Annotated in this window: 20 protein-coding genes; 5 read left to right on the top strand and 15 right to left on the bottom strand. The window is 65.5% G+C overall.

Annotated features, from left to right (window positions below):
* Window position 1 precedes the first annotated feature (1 nt).
* A complete protein-coding gene (gene mscL / locus L1080_RS02425) occupies window positions 2-469 on the top strand; it encodes a large conductance mechanosensitive channel protein MscL (protein WP_159925006.1) in 468 nt (155 codons plus the stop codon).
* A gap of 75 nt (window positions 470-544) precedes the next feature.
* Here mscL and L1080_RS02420 read toward each other — a convergent pair whose 3' ends face one another.
* The 12 genes from L1080_RS02420 to mrf all read right to left on the bottom strand — a co-directional run bounded on the left by L1080_RS02420 (window position 545) and on the right by mrf (window position 11134).
* Window positions 545-1246 (bottom strand): MspA family porin, encoded by a 702-nt coding sequence (locus L1080_RS02420; protein WP_250771780.1) that lies wholly within the window; start codon window positions 1244-1246, stop codon window positions 545-547.
* 66 nt (window positions 1247-1312) lie between these two features.
* Window positions 1313-1933, bottom strand: a complete 621-nt coding sequence (locus tag L1080_RS02415; RefSeq protein ID WP_459030242.1) for an MspA family porin — start codon at window positions 1931-1933, stop codon at window positions 1313-1315.
* Window positions 1934-2184: 251 nt separating this feature from the next.
* Entirely contained in the window at window positions 2185-2886 is a 702-nt protein-coding gene (locus L1080_RS02410) for an MspA family porin (protein WP_250771780.1), read from the bottom strand.
* A 66-nt stretch (window positions 2887-2952) separates the two neighbouring features.
* Window positions 2953-3573 carry an MspA family porin gene (locus L1080_RS02405; RefSeq protein ID WP_459030240.1) on the bottom strand — a complete coding sequence of 207 codons (621 nt, stop codon included), beginning with the start codon at window positions 3571-3573 and terminating at the stop codon, window positions 2953-2955.
* 804 nt (window positions 3574-4377) lie between these two features.
* Entirely contained in the window at window positions 4378-4938 is a 561-nt protein-coding gene (locus L1080_RS02400; protein WP_109335291.1) for a MogA/MoaB family molybdenum cofactor biosynthesis protein, read from the bottom strand.
* Window positions 4938-6368, bottom strand: coding sequence for a trypsin-like peptidase domain-containing protein (locus tag L1080_RS02395; protein ID WP_250771791.1), 1431 nt, complete (start codon window positions 6366-6368; stop codon window positions 4938-4940). Before L1080_RS02395 ends, L1080_RS02400 begins: the two co-directional genes overlap by 1 nt.
* Before the next feature lie 125 nt (window positions 6369-6493).
* Window positions 6494-7972, bottom strand: a complete 1479-nt coding sequence (locus L1080_RS02390) for a sensor histidine kinase (protein ID WP_250771795.1) — start codon at window positions 7970-7972, stop codon at window positions 6494-6496.
* Window positions 7972-8658, bottom strand: a complete 687-nt coding sequence (locus L1080_RS02385; protein ID WP_109335292.1) for a response regulator transcription factor — start codon at window positions 8656-8658, stop codon at window positions 7972-7974. The genes L1080_RS02390 and L1080_RS02385 overlap by 1 nt, the downstream gene beginning before the upstream one ends.
* Window positions 8659-8723: 65 nt before the next feature.
* Complete coding sequence (locus tag L1080_RS02380; RefSeq protein ID WP_159924993.1) at window positions 8724-9332, bottom strand: trimeric intracellular cation channel family protein; 609 nt, start codon at window positions 9330-9332, stop codon at window positions 8724-8726.
* 53 nt (window positions 9333-9385) lie between these two features.
* Window positions 9386-9559: a 50S ribosomal protein L32 gene (rpmF, locus tag L1080_RS02375; RefSeq protein ID WP_159924991.1), complete on the bottom strand. Its 174-nt coding sequence runs from the start codon at window positions 9557-9559 to the stop codon at window positions 9386-9388.
* 61 nt (window positions 9560-9620) lie between these two features.
* Entirely contained in the window at window positions 9621-9875 is a 255-nt protein-coding gene (locus L1080_RS02370; RefSeq protein WP_109332605.1) for a type B 50S ribosomal protein L31, read from the bottom strand.
* Window positions 9872-11134, bottom strand: coding sequence for a ribosome hibernation factor-recruiting GTPase MRF (gene mrf / locus L1080_RS02365; protein WP_250771799.1), 1263 nt, complete (start codon window positions 11132-11134; stop codon window positions 9872-9874). The genes L1080_RS02370 and mrf overlap by 4 nt, the downstream gene beginning before the upstream one ends.
* A 109-nt stretch (window positions 11135-11243) precedes the next feature.
* On the opposite strand from mrf, the gene rpmB reads away from it, so the two are divergent.
* The 4 genes from rpmB to rpsR are packed head-to-tail and all read left to right on the top strand — an operon-like array spanning window position 11244 to window position 12225.
* Complete coding sequence (rpmB, locus tag L1080_RS02360; RefSeq protein ID WP_109332618.1) at window positions 11244-11480, top strand: 50S ribosomal protein L28; 237 nt, start codon at window positions 11244-11246, stop codon at window positions 11478-11480.
* Window positions 11480-11644, top strand: a complete 165-nt coding sequence (gene rpmG / locus L1080_RS02355; protein WP_109332619.1) for a 50S ribosomal protein L33 — start codon at window positions 11480-11482, stop codon at window positions 11642-11644. Before rpmB ends, rpmG begins: the two co-directional genes overlap by 1 nt.
* 11 nt (window positions 11645-11655) lie before the next feature.
* Window positions 11656-11961, top strand: coding sequence for a 30S ribosomal protein S14 (gene rpsN, locus L1080_RS02350; RefSeq protein ID WP_250771802.1), 306 nt, complete (start codon window positions 11656-11658; stop codon window positions 11959-11961).
* Between the two features lie 9 nt (window positions 11962-11970).
* The gene (rpsR, locus tag L1080_RS02345; RefSeq protein WP_005238639.1) at window positions 11971-12225 is read left to right on the top strand and encodes a 30S ribosomal protein S18; all 255 of its coding nucleotides are present in this window, start codon (window positions 11971-11973) and stop codon (window positions 12223-12225) included.
* Window positions 12226-12297: 72 nt separating this feature from the next.
* Here the strand turns inward: rpsR and L1080_RS02340 are convergent, their stop codons facing one another.
* From L1080_RS02340 to L1080_RS02330, 3 genes are all read right to left on the bottom strand, one after another.
* Window positions 12298-12918 (bottom strand): DUF305 domain-containing protein, encoded by a 621-nt coding sequence (locus L1080_RS02340; protein WP_250771805.1) that lies wholly within the window; start codon window positions 12916-12918, stop codon window positions 12298-12300.
* Between the two features lie 74 nt (window positions 12919-12992).
* Window positions 12993-13391, bottom strand: coding sequence for a DUF6153 family protein (locus tag L1080_RS02335; protein ID WP_250771808.1), 399 nt, complete (start codon window positions 13389-13391; stop codon window positions 12993-12995).
* Window positions 13392-13466: 75 nt separating this feature from the next.
* Window positions 13467-14513, bottom strand: coding sequence for a serine hydrolase domain-containing protein (locus tag L1080_RS02330; RefSeq protein WP_250771812.1), 1047 nt, complete (start codon window positions 14511-14513; stop codon window positions 13467-13469).
* Window positions 14514-14636 lie beyond the last annotated feature (123 nt).

Genomic DNA, 14636 nt, shown 5'->3' with positions numbered 1-14636 from the left:
CATGCTCAAGGGATTCAAGGACTTCCTGCTTCGGGGGAACGTCCTCGACCTCGCCGTCGCCGTAGTCGTCGGGGCCGCGTTCACCGCCATCGTGACCTCGTTCACCAACAACGTGATCAACCCGCTCATCGCAGTCGCGGGTGGAGCCAACGATCTCGGGTGGGGCTACCAGGTCCTCTCCGACAACCCCGCAACCTTCATCAATGTCGGGGCCGTGATCACTGCCGTCATCAACTTCGTGATCATCGCGGCGGTGGTCTACTTCATCCTCATCGTTCCTGCCAACGCCGCGAAGAAACGGTTCATCACCGAACCCGCCGACAAGAAGGCGAGCGAGGCCGACCTGTTGATCCAGATTCGCGACATCCTCGAGGCGAGCCTCGAAACCGACTCCTCGGGAACCACTGCCGGCGGCGCGCACTCCATGCCCGCAGACAAGGCCGCGAACCTGGAGAAGACACGACAATAAGTTCCGTCACCACACGGACGCGGGCCCGCGCACAGTCCAGTGCACGGGCCCGACGTCTGAGCGCTACAGAAGAAGTCAGCCGAGGCTGAAGGGCTGTCCCCACAGGGTGACGGTGCCGTCGACCGACTCGGTCGAGACACTCACCTTGGCGTAGGAACGAGCCTGGGCGTAACCGGCGCAACCGGACACACCGAAGGTCTCGTCCGCGTAGGAGAAGCCGCCACTGTTGCCCTTGAAGCTGAAGCTGCTCTTGTGAGCCTCGGCGCCGTACTCATCGGTGTACTCGATGTCGAGGATCGGCACGTTGGTGGCCTTACCGGGGCCGATCGAGACGCCGCTACCGGCACCACCCTCGACCGGGATGCTGGCGGGATCGCCACCGGCAGCCGCACCGACGACCTCGGACGGAACGAGCGACGCACCGACCTCACCGCCGACCTCGCCACCGAAGTTCAACTGGCACGCCACGATGTAACCGGCATCGATGCTGCCGCCCTTGGCGGTGCCACCGTTGATCGACACATCGATCGTGCCCGACGTCCACACGTTGCGGTGCAACGGAGTCGAACCCATCGACGGGCTGATGTTCGCCGTGTTACCGGTCTGACGCACGGTCACCACGGTGCCGTCGAGCAGCGTCTGCGTGATCTCGCCGTCCTGCAACGGAACGAAGGTATCGGCATTGGCCGCACCGGTGGAAAGGAGGCCGATCGCGACGGTGGCCGCGGCGACCACGCCGGCAGCCTTGGCGCCGTGGCGCAGGGTCTTGCTGTTCATGGTTCCCCTCTAGGGTTACTGATCGCTTACGCGAGAGTCGTGAATGGAATCGATTGGGAGCGGCAATCAGCCGATGCTGAACGGCTGCCCGTAGAGGGTGGCCTTGACGTAGTGGTTACCCGGAACCTCCACCACCGTGTACGCCCGAGCCTGCGCGTAACCACCGCAACCCTGCACCTCGATCTGCTGATCGCGGTACTGAATCGCCGACACACCCGGCTTCAGGTCTTCCTTGGTCTTGATCTTCGCGAACTTGACCTCGCCGGCCTCGATCGGCACCGACAACGAGCCACCCATACCCAGCGCATCGAAACCGAGATCCGCGCTGAGCGTGCCCTTCAGACCGGTGATGTCGACCTGGCAACCCACGATGTACCCGGTGGTCAGCGTCGCACCCTCCTCGGGGATCTCCCCACCGAGCTCGGCGAACACATCGCCCGACACCCACGCCGTGCGGCCAGCACCATTAGCGGCCAGCGACGGAGAAACCAGAGCACTCTCAGCATTACGGGCGATCTTCGCGCTCACACCACCGGCGTTCACGACCTTCTCACCACCCGGCAGCGGCACAAAAGTATCTGCATTCGCAGCACCCGTCGACATCAAGCCGAGCACAACAGCCGCAGCGGCACCCAGGCCGGCAACGCGGACTCCACGGCGCAGACCGGTCTTTCGGTTCTCGCTCATTCGTTCCCCTCATCAGGTACCGCCCAACCGGCTTTCGGTTAGGCAGTCATTACCTCGTGACGGAATAAAGTTAGCGGAAACAACATAAAAATGTGATGTCTACGTGTCCTGTTCCATGTCCACATTGGTCGTCGTGACCGAACTGTGACATGCAACAGGACGCATAGAGCGAGGTTGGGGGCGTGCGGAAGTCACCGCACGCCCCCAACTCCGAGGTTCTACACCGTGTGAAATTTTTTGGACTTCACAGGTCAGCCGAGGCTGAAGGGCTGTCCCCACAGGGTGACGGTGCCGTCGACCGACTCGGTCGAGACACTCACCTTGGCGTAGGAACGAGCCTGGGCGTAACCGGCGCAACCGGACACACCGAAGGTCTCGTCCGCGTAGGAGAAGCCGCCACTGTTGCCCTTGAAGCTGAAGCTGCTCTTGTGAGCCTCGGCGCCGTACTCATCGGTGTACTCGATGTCGAGGATCGGCACGTTGGTGGCCTTACCGGGGCCGATCGAGACGCCGCTACCGGCACCACCCTCGACCGGGATGCTGGCGGGATCGCCACCGGCAGCCGCACCGACGACCTCGGACGGAACGAGCGACGCACCGACCTCACCGCCGACCTCGCCACCGAAGTTCAACTGGCACGCCACGATGTAACCGGCATCGATGCTGCCGCCCTTGGCGGTGCCACCGTTGATCGACACATCGATCGTGCCCGACGTCCACACGTTGCGGTGCAACGGAGTCGAACCCATCGACGGGCTGATGTTCGCCGTGTTACCGGTCTGACGCACGGTCACCACGGTGCCGTCGAGCAGCGTCTGCGTGATCTCGCCGTCCTGCAACGGAACGAAGGTATCGGCATTGGCCGCACCGGTGGAAAGGAGGCCGATCGCGACGGTGGCCGCGGCGACCACGCCGGCAGCCTTGGCGCCGTGGCGCAGGGTCTTGCTGTTCATGGTTCCCCTCTAGGGTTACTGATCGCTTACGCGAGAGTCGTGAATGGAATCGATTGGGAGCGGCAATCAGCCGATGCTGAACGGCTGCCCGTAGAGGGTGGCCTTGACGTAGTGGTTACCCGGAACCTCCACCACCGTGTACGCCCGAGCCTGCGCGTAACCACCGCAACCCTGCACCTCGATCTGCTGATCGCGGTACTGAATCGCCGACACACCCGGCTTCAGGTCTTCCTTGGTCTTGATCTTCGCGAACTTGACCTCGCCGGACTTGATCGGCACCGACAACGAGCCACCCATACCCAGCGCATCGAAACCGAGATCCGCGCTGAGCGTGCCCTTCAGACCGGTGATGTCGACCTGGCAACCCACGATGTACCCGGTGGTCAGCGTCGCACCCTCCTCGGGGATCTCCCCACCGAGCTCGGCGAACACATCGCCCGACACCCACGCCGTGCGGCCAGCACCATTAGCGGCCAGCGACGGAGAAACCAGAGCACTCTCAGCATTACGGGCGATCTTCGCGCTCACACCACCGGCGTTCACGACCTTCTCACCACCCGGCAGCGGCACAAAAGTATCTGCATTCGCAGCACCCGTCGACATCAAGCCGAGCACAACAGCCGCAGCGGCACCCAGGCCGGCAACGCGGACTCCACGGCGCAGACCGGTCTTTCGGTTCTCGCTCATTCGTTCCCCTCATCAGGATTCTTGCTGGTTCCCAGTCACGACCTTCGAGACTGAGGAGTGGTCCATGTCGGGCCCAGAGCAGCATTCACGGCCGTCATGACCGCGGAGTGAATTCCGGGTTATCACAACCTGATTACCGCACTGAAGTCGAAATCACTGACAAAGCATCAGAGTTTCGACTGGGCAACGGCACACGACCCTGCCCTCCATCTCCAGTACTGACTCGCCGAGGACAGTAACCGGGAGTTGGTTGCTTAAGCAATTAATTCCTGAGGAAACGGAATCGTGATGTATGCCACACCCCAAAACATGTCCACCGTGTGGGATTTCGGCGAGAATTCGGACCTTGCGCCGCTTCCCTGACCAGCGCATTCATGCGGCGTTCACGTGAAGTTCGGTAACGTTAACACCTGATTCACACGCTAGAACGATGTCTGTTCTGGGCGAAGAAAACCGTCGATGTCGCAGCAAAGTGTGGCCTGGGCCACCGGTGCCCCGGTCACCCGCCGGACACAAAAACTTTGGCTGATTCCAGGGGCAGACCGCAGATCACGATTGCCTTACGGTAGTTCTTTCCGACGGTAACTATCCGTGATGGGGAGGTTTCTGGCGGCGCAGCCACTCGTCGGATTCACTGCCCCGTTCATCCCGACTCGAGGCGTCGTCGGGCCCGCGTTCGTCGGCGGTGGTGTCGGGGAAGACGTCCCCGAAGATGCGCGCGAGCCGGGCCCTGTCGATCGGGGCCCGGCTCGGTGCTGCGTTCTCGGTCGGCTCGCCGTCCGACGGAGGGGAAGTGGAGATGGCTCAGCCTTCCAGACCGGACAGCTCGGTGATGACGTGCGACGCGAGAGGCGTCAGCGTCGCCATGCCGTCTCGCACGGCAGCGCGCGAAGACGCCAGGTTGACCACCAGCGTGCTCCCCGACACACCCGCGAGACCGCGCGACAAACCGGCGTCGAGGGAACCTGCTGCAAGGCCGGACGTGCGCAGCGCTTCGGAGATTCCGGGGATCTCCCGGTCGAGTACCTCCGCGGTGACGTCGGGCGTGACGTCACGCGGCGAGACACCCGTACCGCCGACGGAGACGACGAGGTCGACCCCGCCGATGACGGCGGTGTTGAGGGCGTTGCGAATCTCGACCTCGTCGGCTGCCACCGCGACGATGGCGTCGACGATGAAGCCGGCCTCGTTGAGCAACTCAGTGACCAGCGGACCGATGGAGTCCTTACCGTCACCGTGGGCGGTGCGGTCGTCGACGATAACTACCAGCGCGCGGCCGGCCAGCGAGGCTTCGATATCCATGGTCCCTACCGTAGTGGCCCCGTTCAACACGGACTCGACCTGCCCGAGGATCCCTGCGTTCATCATCGGCCGCCCTGTTCTGCGGTTCCCAGCGTGACATCGACGGTCTTGGTGTTCGACCCGTTTCCGTCCGAGTACGTAATGGACACTGTGTCTCCTGGTGCGTGGGAACGGATGGCAGCGATGAGGGCGTCACCGCTGGTGATGACACGGTCGTCAACCTTGGTGATCACCGACCCCTTCGGAATTCCGGCCTTCTCGGCCGGGCCGCCCGGCGTCACCTCGACGACGGTGGCACCGTTGGCGGCATCCTGCGACGGGACCTGGATGCCGACGATCGCCTGCGTGGCCTTGCCGGTGTCGACCAACTCGTCGGCGATGCGGCGGGCCTGATCGACCGGGATCGCGAATCCGAGGCCGATGGAGCCGCTCTGCTCCCCCGCTCCGGTTCCGCCGATACTCGCGATCGCCGTGTTGATCCCGATCAGTTGCCCGTCCATGTTCACGAGAGCGCCACCCGAGTTGCCCGGGTTGATCGCCGCGTCGGTTTGCAGGGCATCGATGACGGTGTTCTGGTTGCCCGACTCACCGGAGGTCGACACCGGACGGTTGAGGGCGGAGATGATTCCCTCGGTGACCGTGCCTGCCAGCCCGAGCGGCGAACCGATCGCCACCACCTGCTGGCCCACCTGGACGTTGGCGGACGTTCCCAGTTCGATGGGTGTCAGATCCGTTTTGCCCGACGCCTTGATGACAGCCAGGTCGGAGACCGGGTCGGCGCCGACCAGGGTTGCGTCCGCGGTGCTGCCGTCCGAGAAGGCCACCGTCAGCTTGCCCCCTCTCGCCGCCGCGCCGGCGACGTGATTGTTGGTGAGGATGAGACCGTCGGAGGACAACACGACCCCCGACCCTTCCCCACCGGATCCGCCGGCGGTTGCGACCTCGATCTGGACGACACTCGGGACCACCTTGTTCGCGACGGCCTGCACCGAGCCCGCCGGGGCGTTGACCGCGGGAGTTGCGGTGTTGTTCTTCGGAGCGTCGAGTGAGTTGGTCACCGCCGCGCCGTTGCCGTCCCGTTGGGTAGCGAGCGAACCGACGGCACCGCCGATGCCGCCGCTCACCAACGCCAGTGCGACGGCCCCGACGACGATGGCCGTCCGCGCGGGACGCTTGGCCGTCGCTGCCGACGCCGGCTGTCCCGGCCCGTAGTGACCGGAGAACGACCCCGTGGGCGCTCCCTGCTGCGGGGCGGCCTGCTGGGGTCCCGAGCCGTGCTGCGGCTGCCCGAACTGCTGTGTGGACTGATGTGGAACGCCGTACGGGGCCCCCTGCTGGTAGCCCGCCGATCCGTAGGCCTGCGGGCCCGGCCCGGTAGGGCGGTGCGGCGTGGTCGGGAACTGCTCGGTCGGCTGGTAGCCCGGAGTGGGCCGGGCAGCCTGGTCACCGGTGTCGCGACTGTTGCTGTCGGAACTGTTTCGATCTTCGGTCATCGCATCACTTCCATCTCCCGCGGCCACCCGCAGGGGCAGCCGCACCGTCTCTGTGTACGAGAGTGCCCGGTGGGACTGAGAAGGTCCTGAGACCGGCCTTTGAGTTTGCCCAACCCTTCCCCAGGTTATTCCGACTCCGGTTCCCCGGGAAGAACGATGCGGATGAGTGCACCGCCCCGCTCGGAGACGTCCACGGCAATGGTGCCTCCGTGCTTGACGACTACCTGCCGCACGATGGCGAGCCCTAATCCCGAGCCGGGCATCGAGCGCGACGCCATGGAACGGTAGAAGCGGTCGAACACCAGCTCGCGGTCTTCCTCGGGGATGCCGGGGCCGGCGTCGTCCACCGTCAGCTCGAGCAATCCCTCGCCGGCAGGCTTCATCATCACACGCACCTGCTCACCGGTGGGACTCCACTTGGCCGCGTTGTCGAGCACGTTCAATACCGCCCGGGACAACCCGGCGTGATCGCCGTAGACGAACCATGGAACGGTGACGGCGGTGAAGTCGATTTCGTTGCGGCGGCGGCGCGCCCGCTCGAGGCAGCGCTCCACCACCTCGCTGAGGTCGACGCGCTCGAACACCGTCTCGGGCGCATCCTCGCGGGCGAGATCGACGAGATCGCCCACCAGGGTGGACAGCTCCTCGATCTGCGCTACCACGTCGGTGCGCAGTTCGGCCATGTCCTCGTCCGGAATGTGCGGGGCGCCAGGGCGACTCGACGCGATCAGCAATTCCATGTTGGTCCGCAACGAGGTGAGCGGTGTCCGCAGTTCGTGACCGGCGTCCGCCACCAACCGGCTCTGGCGCTCACGTGATTCGGCCAGCGCCCGGAGCATCGTGTTGAAACTCTCGGTCAGCCGCGCGAGTTCGTCGTTACCCGTCACCGGCATGGGGGTCAGGTCATCGGTGCGCGCCACCCTCTCGGTGGCCGCGGTGAGCCGCGCGATCGGCCGGAGCCCTGTGCGTCCCACCGTCGTTCCGGCGACCGCCGCGAGAACGACACCGCACCCACCGACCACGAACAGCACCCACGCCAGTCTGTCCAGCACCGCACCGGTCGGTGCGAGGCGCTGGGCAATCACCAGGGTGCTGCCGTCCTGGGTGCGCTCGGCCAGCACCCGCTGGTTCTCGGCAGTACGCAGCGACGTGCCCTCCTCACCACGGGCGACCGCCAACTCGGGCTCGCCGATGGGAACACTCGAACCGGGCGGCGTGTACGTGTCGAGGTCCGGGAAGATCAGCGCCACACTGATGTCCGTCGTGTACAGCGTCGCACCCGCGATGTAGCGCGGGTCGAACGTCACCAGATTGCTGTCGATCAACGCCGATGCGCGCGTGCGCAACTGATTGTCGACGTCCGCGTAGAGCGCCCGGGACACCACCGCGTAGGCGGCGATCGCCATCACGGCCACCGCGATTGCCACTACCGACGCCGCGAGGAGCGTGACACGCCAGCGCAGCGACACCGACCGCGTCAACGGCATCGGTGGACGCATCTCCGGCGGCAGCGGAATCGGTCCGGTGTGGTATCGGCCGGTGGCAAGCGGTTCGTGCCCCGGCAACCCCGGCTTGTCGGCGGTTCGGTGGAACGGCACAGCCATCACGGCGGAGTCTCCCGCAGCACGTAGCCGACGCCCCGCACGGTATGCAGCAGGCGCGGCTCCCCATCAGCCTCCGTCTTGCGACGCAGATACCCCACATAGACCTCGAGGGCGTTGCCCGACGTCGGGAAGTCGTAACCCCACACTTCTTCGAGGATGCGGCCACGGGTGAGCACCCGGCGCGGGTTCGCCATCAACATTTCCAACAGCGAGAACTCGGTACGGGTGAGGCTGATGGACCGTTCGCCGCGCGTCACCTCCCTGGTGACCGGGTCGAGGGTCAGGTCCTCGAAGGTCATCTTCTCCGAGTCGATTCCCGGTTCGGGCGCCGCCCGGCGTAGCAGAGCGCGCAGCCGGGCGAGCAGTTCCTCGAGGGCAAACGGTTTGGGAAGATAGTCGTCGGCTCCCGCATCGAGTCCCGAGACCCGCTCCGACACGGAGTCGCGAGCGGTAAGAACTAGGATCGGCAGGTCGTCACCGGTGCTCCGCAGCCGCCGGCACACTTCGAGGCCGTCGAGGCGCGGCATCATCACGTCGAGCACCAGCGCATCCGGTCGTGCGGCCGCCACCTTCTCGAGCGCATCGATACCGTCGACGGCCAGTTCCACCGAGTACCCGTTGAAGCTCAGGGACCGCCGCAAGGACTCCCTCACGGCCCGATCGTCGTCGACCACCAGAATGCGCATACCCGACAGTTTGACCCGGCCGACTGAGTAATGGCTGAGAAGGGTCGGTACGGAGCCGGATGTGATCACTCCACGATGCGCGGTCCCGGCAGGCTCCACTTTCGCCAGAGCGCGAGCAGACGGAGAATCGAGGCCAGCGCCGTGCCCGCGATCAGAGCGGCGTTCGGACCGGACCCGAGTTCACTCGACACGACCACCAGCGCCGACCCCAGGAGCGCGGGGATTGCGTAGAGATCCCTGTGGAGCAGCAGCGGAACTTCGTTCACCAACACGTCGCGCAATATCCCCCCGCCGATAGCCGCCGTGCCCCCGATCAGGCACGAGGCCAGTGGGCTCGCGCCGTGCTCGAGTGAAATCACCGCACCCGTACTCGCGAACAGGCCCATACCCACCGCGTCGAGCACGAGGATCTCGCGACGCAGTCGGCTGAGCGCCGAGTGCAGGAAGAACACCAGCAACGACGTGCCGAGAGCAGTGCCGAAGTTGGGCCAGCTCCCCAGCGACGTGGGCGGATGGATGTCCAGCAGGAGGTCGCGGACGATGCCGCCACCGATACCGGTGAAGACACCGACCACGCACACCCCGAAGATGTCGAGCCGCTTCGTCACGCCCACCAGCGCACCCGACGCCGCAAACGCCGCGATGCCCACCAGTTCGAGGATGTAGAGCAGCACCCGCCAAGGTTCGCACGCGGGCCTGCCGTCGTTTCGTCCCGGCCGGGTCGGGCCTACCTGCCAGCCGGGTCCAGCAATCCCAGCTTCACGGCCTTCACCAACCGGCGGGGTACACGGTGGGTGGTTCCCCCGACAGTCACCTCCACCAGGTCGGGAACCTGAGCCTTCCACTGCGACCTGCGACTACGCGTGTTGGACCGCGACATCTTGCGCTTGGGTACTGCCATCTTTCTCTCTCCTCCTTCGTCGCCTGTGAGTACTTCTTAACCACGGAGTGTTAAGAAGTACTCACAGGCGCTTGCGCACTCCATACCGGCGTTCGAACTTCTCGACGCGGCCTGCGGTGTCCATGACGCGTTGCGCCCCGGTCCAGAACGGGTGCGACTCACTGGTCACATCGACCACCACCAGCGGATAGGTGTTGCCGTCCGCCCACTCCACGGTGCGGTCGCTGGTGACCGTCGACCGCGTGAGGAACGTGGTTCCGGTGCTGGCGTCCTGGAAGACCACGGGGTGATAGTCGGGGTGGATGTTCGGTTTCATTCGTGTCCCTCTCTCGAGCTGTCGGGTTCTGCGTACGGTGATTCGCTGCTGTCGCAGGGGTCTTCGTGGAACTGGCCGAACGGGTCGGGCCACGACTCCCACGCGGCCTCGTCGGCGAGTTCTTCGTCGGTGACCAGCGCCCACTGGAGCGTCCGGTCGATGTCGCTCGGGTCGGCCGCATGCACCAGAACCACCATCGAGCTGTGCCGGTCGCCGAACCGTTCGTCCCAGCACAGGGCCGCCATTGCTCGCCGCGCCGTGGGGAGTTGGTCCTGTTCGGCCGGGGTCATCGCGGCCAGCCATCGATCCGCACTCGCCACCCGCAGTCCCCCACCGGCGGATTCGAGCCACAGCGCCTCGTCGGGCTGCGTGGCCACCCACACCCGGCCGCGCGCCGTGACCACACCCTCCAGAAGAACGTCGATGGCCTCGTGCAGTCGCTCGGGGTGGAAGGGCCGGTTCGCCGAGAACTCGACGATCATGACCCCGCAGTCGTGCGACAGCGGCGGCTGCCCCCGCAGCAGAGGTGAGTGGGCGTTCGTCAGCTCGCCGCGCCGGGCACCGGAGGGGATTTCCAGGAGCAGCCGCTCGACGTCGAGTCCGTCGACATCCCAGGCGATCGGTGCGCCGGGAGCGAGTCGCGCGAGGACGGCGTGGAGCCTGGCCTGCTGCCACCCGTCACCGGCGCTGCCCGACACCACCAGGGCGTCGGCGAAGTCGACCTGCCCGACGGCGACCTGCGCGACGGTCCGGTCGTCGTCCAGAGCCTCGTCGCCGGTCGCGTCGTCGAGCCACGACTGGGCGTCGATGCACGTGATCACGGCCTCGACACGGACATCGCGTGAGGCGGTTCCGTCGAGCTGGCCGACTACCCCGGACACCACCACGTGCTCGATTGCCCAGCACACGGCCTCGGATTCGAGCCGGCGGTCGAGGTGCAACACGATGCGCTGCACGGAGCTGCGTGCATGAAGGCGGCGGAGCAACGGGAGCAGGTCTTCCCGGAGTGTGCAGGAGATACAGCCGTGCGCGAGCTCGAGGATTCCGACGCGGGTGCGCTCTCTCCCCGACTCCATCGTGGTGACGGTGCGCCGCACGACGCCTTCGTGCACGAGGTCGAGGTCGTGATGCACGACCACGGTGTCGTCACGGAGCAGCGACCGCGCGACGGTGTCGGTGGGGCCGCTCCATCCGGATACCAGGACGAGCGGCGTCCGGTGAATCTCACTCACGAGCACCCTTTCGATAACGATTGTCATTGCTTACCGAGAAACGCTACATTGGATTTTCGTCGTTGTCGAAAATGATTGTCATCACCTTGCTGACCGGTAGTCGCCTGGATGCGGGAGGAGACAGAAAGGAATGCCCATGTCGGCACATTGCCAAGTGACCGGACGCCGGCCAGGATTCGGCAAATCCGTATCGCACTCCCACAAGCGCACCAATCGGCGCTGGGATCCGAACATTCAGAAGAAGACATACCTTCTGCCCAGCGAGGGGCGGCGGATCACTCTCACCGTCTCCGCCAAGGGGATCAAAACCATCGACCGGGACGGAATCGAGGCCGTGGTTGCCAAAATCCGGGCTCGCGGAGAGAAGGTCTGATGGCCCGGAACGAAATCCGTCCGATCGTGAAGCTGAAGTCGACGGCGGGTACGGGATACACCTACGTCACCAGGAAGAACCGCCGCAACGACCCCGACCGACTGGTGATGAAGAAGTATGACCCCGTCGTCCGGCGCCACGTCGATTTCCGAGAAGAAAAGTAGAAGACACCCCGATGGCGAAGAAGTCGAAGATCGCAAAGAACGAACAGCGCAAAGTCATCGTTGCGCGCTACGCAGAGCGGCGGGCCGAGCTGAAAGAGGTCATCCGCCGCCCGTCGAGCAGCGATGACGAGCGCGCGCAGGCGCAGACGGCACTGCAGCGTCTACCCCGGGACTCGAGTCCGGTACGATTGCGCAATCGAGACGCTGCGGATGGACGTCCGCGCGGCCACCTGAGGAAGTTCGGGCTCTCTCGCGTGCGTGTTCGCGAGATGGCACACCGCGGGGAGCTGCCAGGCGTCCACAAGTCGAGCTGGTAAAGGAAGAAGATGGCAGTCAAGAGAGCACCGTCGAAGAAGCCGCGTCCCGTCGAGGGACGCAAGCCGAAGAAGAACCCGTTGTTCGCGGCGAAGATCGAGTACGTCGATTACAAGGACATCAACCTTCTCCGCACGTTCATCTCCGATCGCGGCAAGATCCGTAGCCGCCGCGTGACGGGCCTGACCCCGCAGCAGCAGCGCCAGGTTGCCGTCGCCGTCAAGAACGCTCGCGAGATGGCCCTGCTGCCTTTCACCAGCCGGTAGCAGCTTCTTCACAGACAACCGAAGGCCGCGTAGTCCACGGACTACGCGGCCTTCGGCGTATTCCGAGCGGAGCTAGCCGAGCATCGCCTGCATCTCGGCAATTTCCCGCTGCTGAGCGCTCACGATGCCGGTGGCGAGTTGCTTGGCATCGGGATTCTCGCCCTCCGCCAGTTCGGTGTCGGCCATCTCGACGGCGCCCTCATGGTGCTCGATCATCATCGTCAGCCACATCCGGTCGAACTCGGGTCCCGACATGCCCATCAAGGTGGACATGTCGTCTTCGGACATCATTCCGGCGCCCGACCCGTGGTCCATCCCTTCGTGACCGGTGGACGTCGGAGCGGTGTCACCCGCCTGACCGAGCAACCCGGTGATCTGATCCATCTCCGGTGCCTGAGCGGCCTCGATCCGCTGGGCGAGCGCCAGCAGTTCGGCGTTGTCGGTGCGGCCGTCGACCATCTCGGCCATCTGCACCGCCTGCGCATGATGCGGATACATGCCGCGCAGGAACGTGATGTCGGCGTCGTTGAACTGAGCTTCGGTCCCGCTACCGGCCTCGGCCGAGGTCGACATGGAGTGGGACGTCGACGAGGCGCCCGAGCTGCTCGGGTCGGACGAGTCGGTGCCGCAGCCGGCGAGGACGAGCGCGGCGCCGGCCGCCGCGGCAATGAAAGCTGCATAGGTGGTACGCATGGGAAATCTCCTCATGGACATGCTTAGGGAAGTGGCAGCAAGATCCGCCGGAGCCCTGAGCTCCGGACTCCCCGTCACACCCGCAGTATCGACAGCTGCGCCAATGACAATACGGTCCACGCCGGTGGTCCACGTCCGGACTGCACCCGGTCGACGCTCACCCGCGACGTCGGCGACGGCGCCTCGGCACCGGCCACGCAGGGCACCGTCGCACGCGTGAGCACCGGTGCCACGACGACCACGCCGGCGCAGTGATGTCCGTTGGGGTGCGACTGTTCGCACTCGTTTCCCGTGCAGTCGTGGCCGTGGTTCGTACCGGGGTCGTGCGAGACGGCCGCGGCATGCAACGAACCGTCATGAGCCGGAGCGGAAGCGGCGGTGAAACTATGCATCACAAGGACCGCAGCCGCCACCGTGACCAGCAACGCAATGCGTGCGGTGGGCGTACGCATACGTCTCGCCGCCGGGGTCATGACTTCCACTGTAGCGGCACATACCCGCCAGGGGTACGACGGTAACGCCGAGCCTTTGGTCGCACTCGCTCGAGCTCAGAGCGACGACAGGATGTCGAGTCCCTGCTGCTCGAGGCCACCGATGGTGTTGGTGAGAATGACCAATCCGCGCTCGCCGCGCCGATCGAGAACCACGGTGCACTGGAACCCGCCCGTCGCCCCGCCGTGGAGCGTGTACTCGCCACCCTCGAACGGCACCACCGACCACGTCAATGCCCGGTAGGTGTTGCCGATCCACCGCTGATCCATCGCGGCGCTGCCCGGCACCGTGCCGTCGATAAGCTGCCGTACGTAGCCCGCCATATCCGCCGCCGTGGACCGCAGCCCACCGGCGGGAGCGTAGGCGTCGAGTGGCCACGGGGCCTGCGATCGATGCAGTACGTCGAATCCGCGGGTGGCGTCGGCGGGCAGGTCTGCCGCAGTCAGCGGTAACCAGGTATCCGACAACCCGAGCGGTACCAGCATCCGTTCGCGCAGAAGCGACGGATAGTCGGTGCCGACGGCTGCGGCCAACGCCTGTCCGAGCAACGCGAAACCAACCGTCGAATACGCGTACGTTCCGCGACTGCCGAGCTGCGCCGACTGCACCTGCTGCAGCAGCGCCTCCCGGCCGTATGTGAAGGGATTGGTCGCGGACATCCAGTGGCCCACCGCCACAACGGTATCGGTGGTCATCGGAAACTGTGCCAGTCCCGACGTGTGCGAGGCCAATTCGAGCAGGGTCACGTCGGCGACCGGCGCACCCCGCAACGGCAACAATTCTCCGACGGTGGTGTCCTCCCGCACCTCACCGCGCGCCACCGCGTCGACGAACAGATGCGCGGTGAACGTCTTGGTGAGAGAACCTATCTCGTACTCGGTGTCGTCGGCCGCGCCGAAGTGGGCGAACCGGGTTCCGGAGGCGTCCACGTATGCGACACTGGCGTTCTCGCGATAGCTGCGGCTCAGAACCTGTCCGGCGAGCGACACCAATTGCGGGTCACCGCTCGACGGGGGCGCCAGCGCAGACGTAGCGGGAGCCGTGACCGCCGTGAGAACGCAGGCGCAGAACAGCGCGCACAGAATGGTCGTCCGACGCAGCATCGCAACTCCTCGCGCACGTCCGAACGCACGTGCCTCTCCCGGTTCCCGCTCGAGCCTATTGTCACCCACCGGAAAGGTGCCCACTAGACTTCGGACGGTTTGCCGACAAGAGGCTCACCGGTC

It is taken from the genome of Rhodococcus sp. MSC1_016, from assembly GCF_023667485.2.
Lineage (GTDB): Bacteria > Actinomycetota > Actinomycetes > Mycobacteriales > Mycobacteriaceae > Rhodococcus_F > Rhodococcus_F oxybenzonivorans.
Note: the sequence above shows the minus strand (reverse complement) of the source record. Positions and strands in the feature narration are given on the sequence as shown.

What these genes read in the sequence shown, in the direction of transcription:
- mrf (WP_250771799.1), bottom strand. Translation starts at nt 11,134, where the DNA reads ATGACAATCGTTATCGAAAGGGTGCTCGTGAGTGAGATTCACCGGACG.
- L1080_RS02335 (WP_250771808.1), bottom strand. Translation starts at nt 13,391, where the DNA reads ATGACCCCGGCGGCGAGACGTATGCGTACGCCCACCGCACGCATTGCG.
- rpmB (WP_109332618.1), top strand. Translation starts at nt 11,244, where the DNA reads ATGTCGGCACATTGCCAAGTGACCGGACGCCGGCCAGGATTCGGCAAA.
- L1080_RS02420 (WP_250771780.1), bottom strand. Translation starts at nt 1,246, where the DNA reads ATGAACAGCAAGACCCTGCGCCACGGCGCCAAGGCTGCCGGCGTGGTC.
- L1080_RS02385 (WP_109335292.1), bottom strand. Translation starts at nt 8,658, where the DNA reads ATGCGCATTCTGGTGGTCGACGACGATCGGGCCGTGAGGGAGTCCTTG.
- L1080_RS02415 (WP_459030242.1), bottom strand. Translation starts at nt 1,933, where the DNA reads ATGAGCGAGAACCGAAAGACCGGTCTGCGCCGTGGAGTCCGCGTTGCC.
- L1080_RS02330 (WP_250771812.1), bottom strand. Translation starts at nt 14,513, where the DNA reads ATGCTGCGTCGGACGACCATTCTGTGCGCGCTGTTCTGCGCCTGCGTT.
- L1080_RS02405 (WP_459030240.1), bottom strand. Translation starts at nt 3,573, where the DNA reads ATGAGCGAGAACCGAAAGACCGGTCTGCGCCGTGGAGTCCGCGTTGCC.
- rpmG (WP_109332619.1), top strand. Translation starts at nt 11,480, where the DNA reads ATGGCCCGGAACGAAATCCGTCCGATCGTGAAGCTGAAGTCGACGGCG.
- L1080_RS02410 (WP_250771780.1), bottom strand. Translation starts at nt 2,886, where the DNA reads ATGAACAGCAAGACCCTGCGCCACGGCGCCAAGGCTGCCGGCGTGGTC.
- L1080_RS02400 (WP_109335291.1), bottom strand. Translation starts at nt 4,938, where the DNA reads ATGAACGCAGGGATCCTCGGGCAGGTCGAGTCCGTGTTGAACGGGGCC.
- rpsR (WP_005238639.1), top strand. Translation starts at nt 11,971, where the DNA reads ATGGCAGTCAAGAGAGCACCGTCGAAGAAGCCGCGTCCCGTCGAGGGA.
- rpsN (WP_250771802.1), top strand. Translation starts at nt 11,656, where the DNA reads ATGGCGAAGAAGTCGAAGATCGCAAAGAACGAACAGCGCAAAGTCATC.
- L1080_RS02340 (WP_250771805.1), bottom strand. Translation starts at nt 12,918, where the DNA reads ATGCGTACCACCTATGCAGCTTTCATTGCCGCGGCGGCCGGCGCCGCG.
- L1080_RS02390 (WP_250771795.1), bottom strand. Translation starts at nt 7,972, where the DNA reads ATGGCTGTGCCGTTCCACCGAACCGCCGACAAGCCGGGGTTGCCGGGG.
- L1080_RS02370 (WP_109332605.1), bottom strand. Translation starts at nt 9,875, where the DNA reads ATGAAACCGAACATCCACCCCGACTATCACCCCGTGGTCTTCCAGGAC.
- L1080_RS02395 (WP_250771791.1), bottom strand. Translation starts at nt 6,368, where the DNA reads ATGACCGAAGATCGAAACAGTTCCGACAGCAACAGTCGCGACACCGGT.
- mscL (WP_159925006.1), top strand. Translation starts at nt 2, where the DNA reads ATGCTCAAGGGATTCAAGGACTTCCTGCTTCGGGGGAACGTCCTCGAC.
- rpmF (WP_159924991.1), bottom strand. Translation starts at nt 9,559, where the DNA reads ATGGCAGTACCCAAGCGCAAGATGTCGCGGTCCAACACGCGTAGTCGC.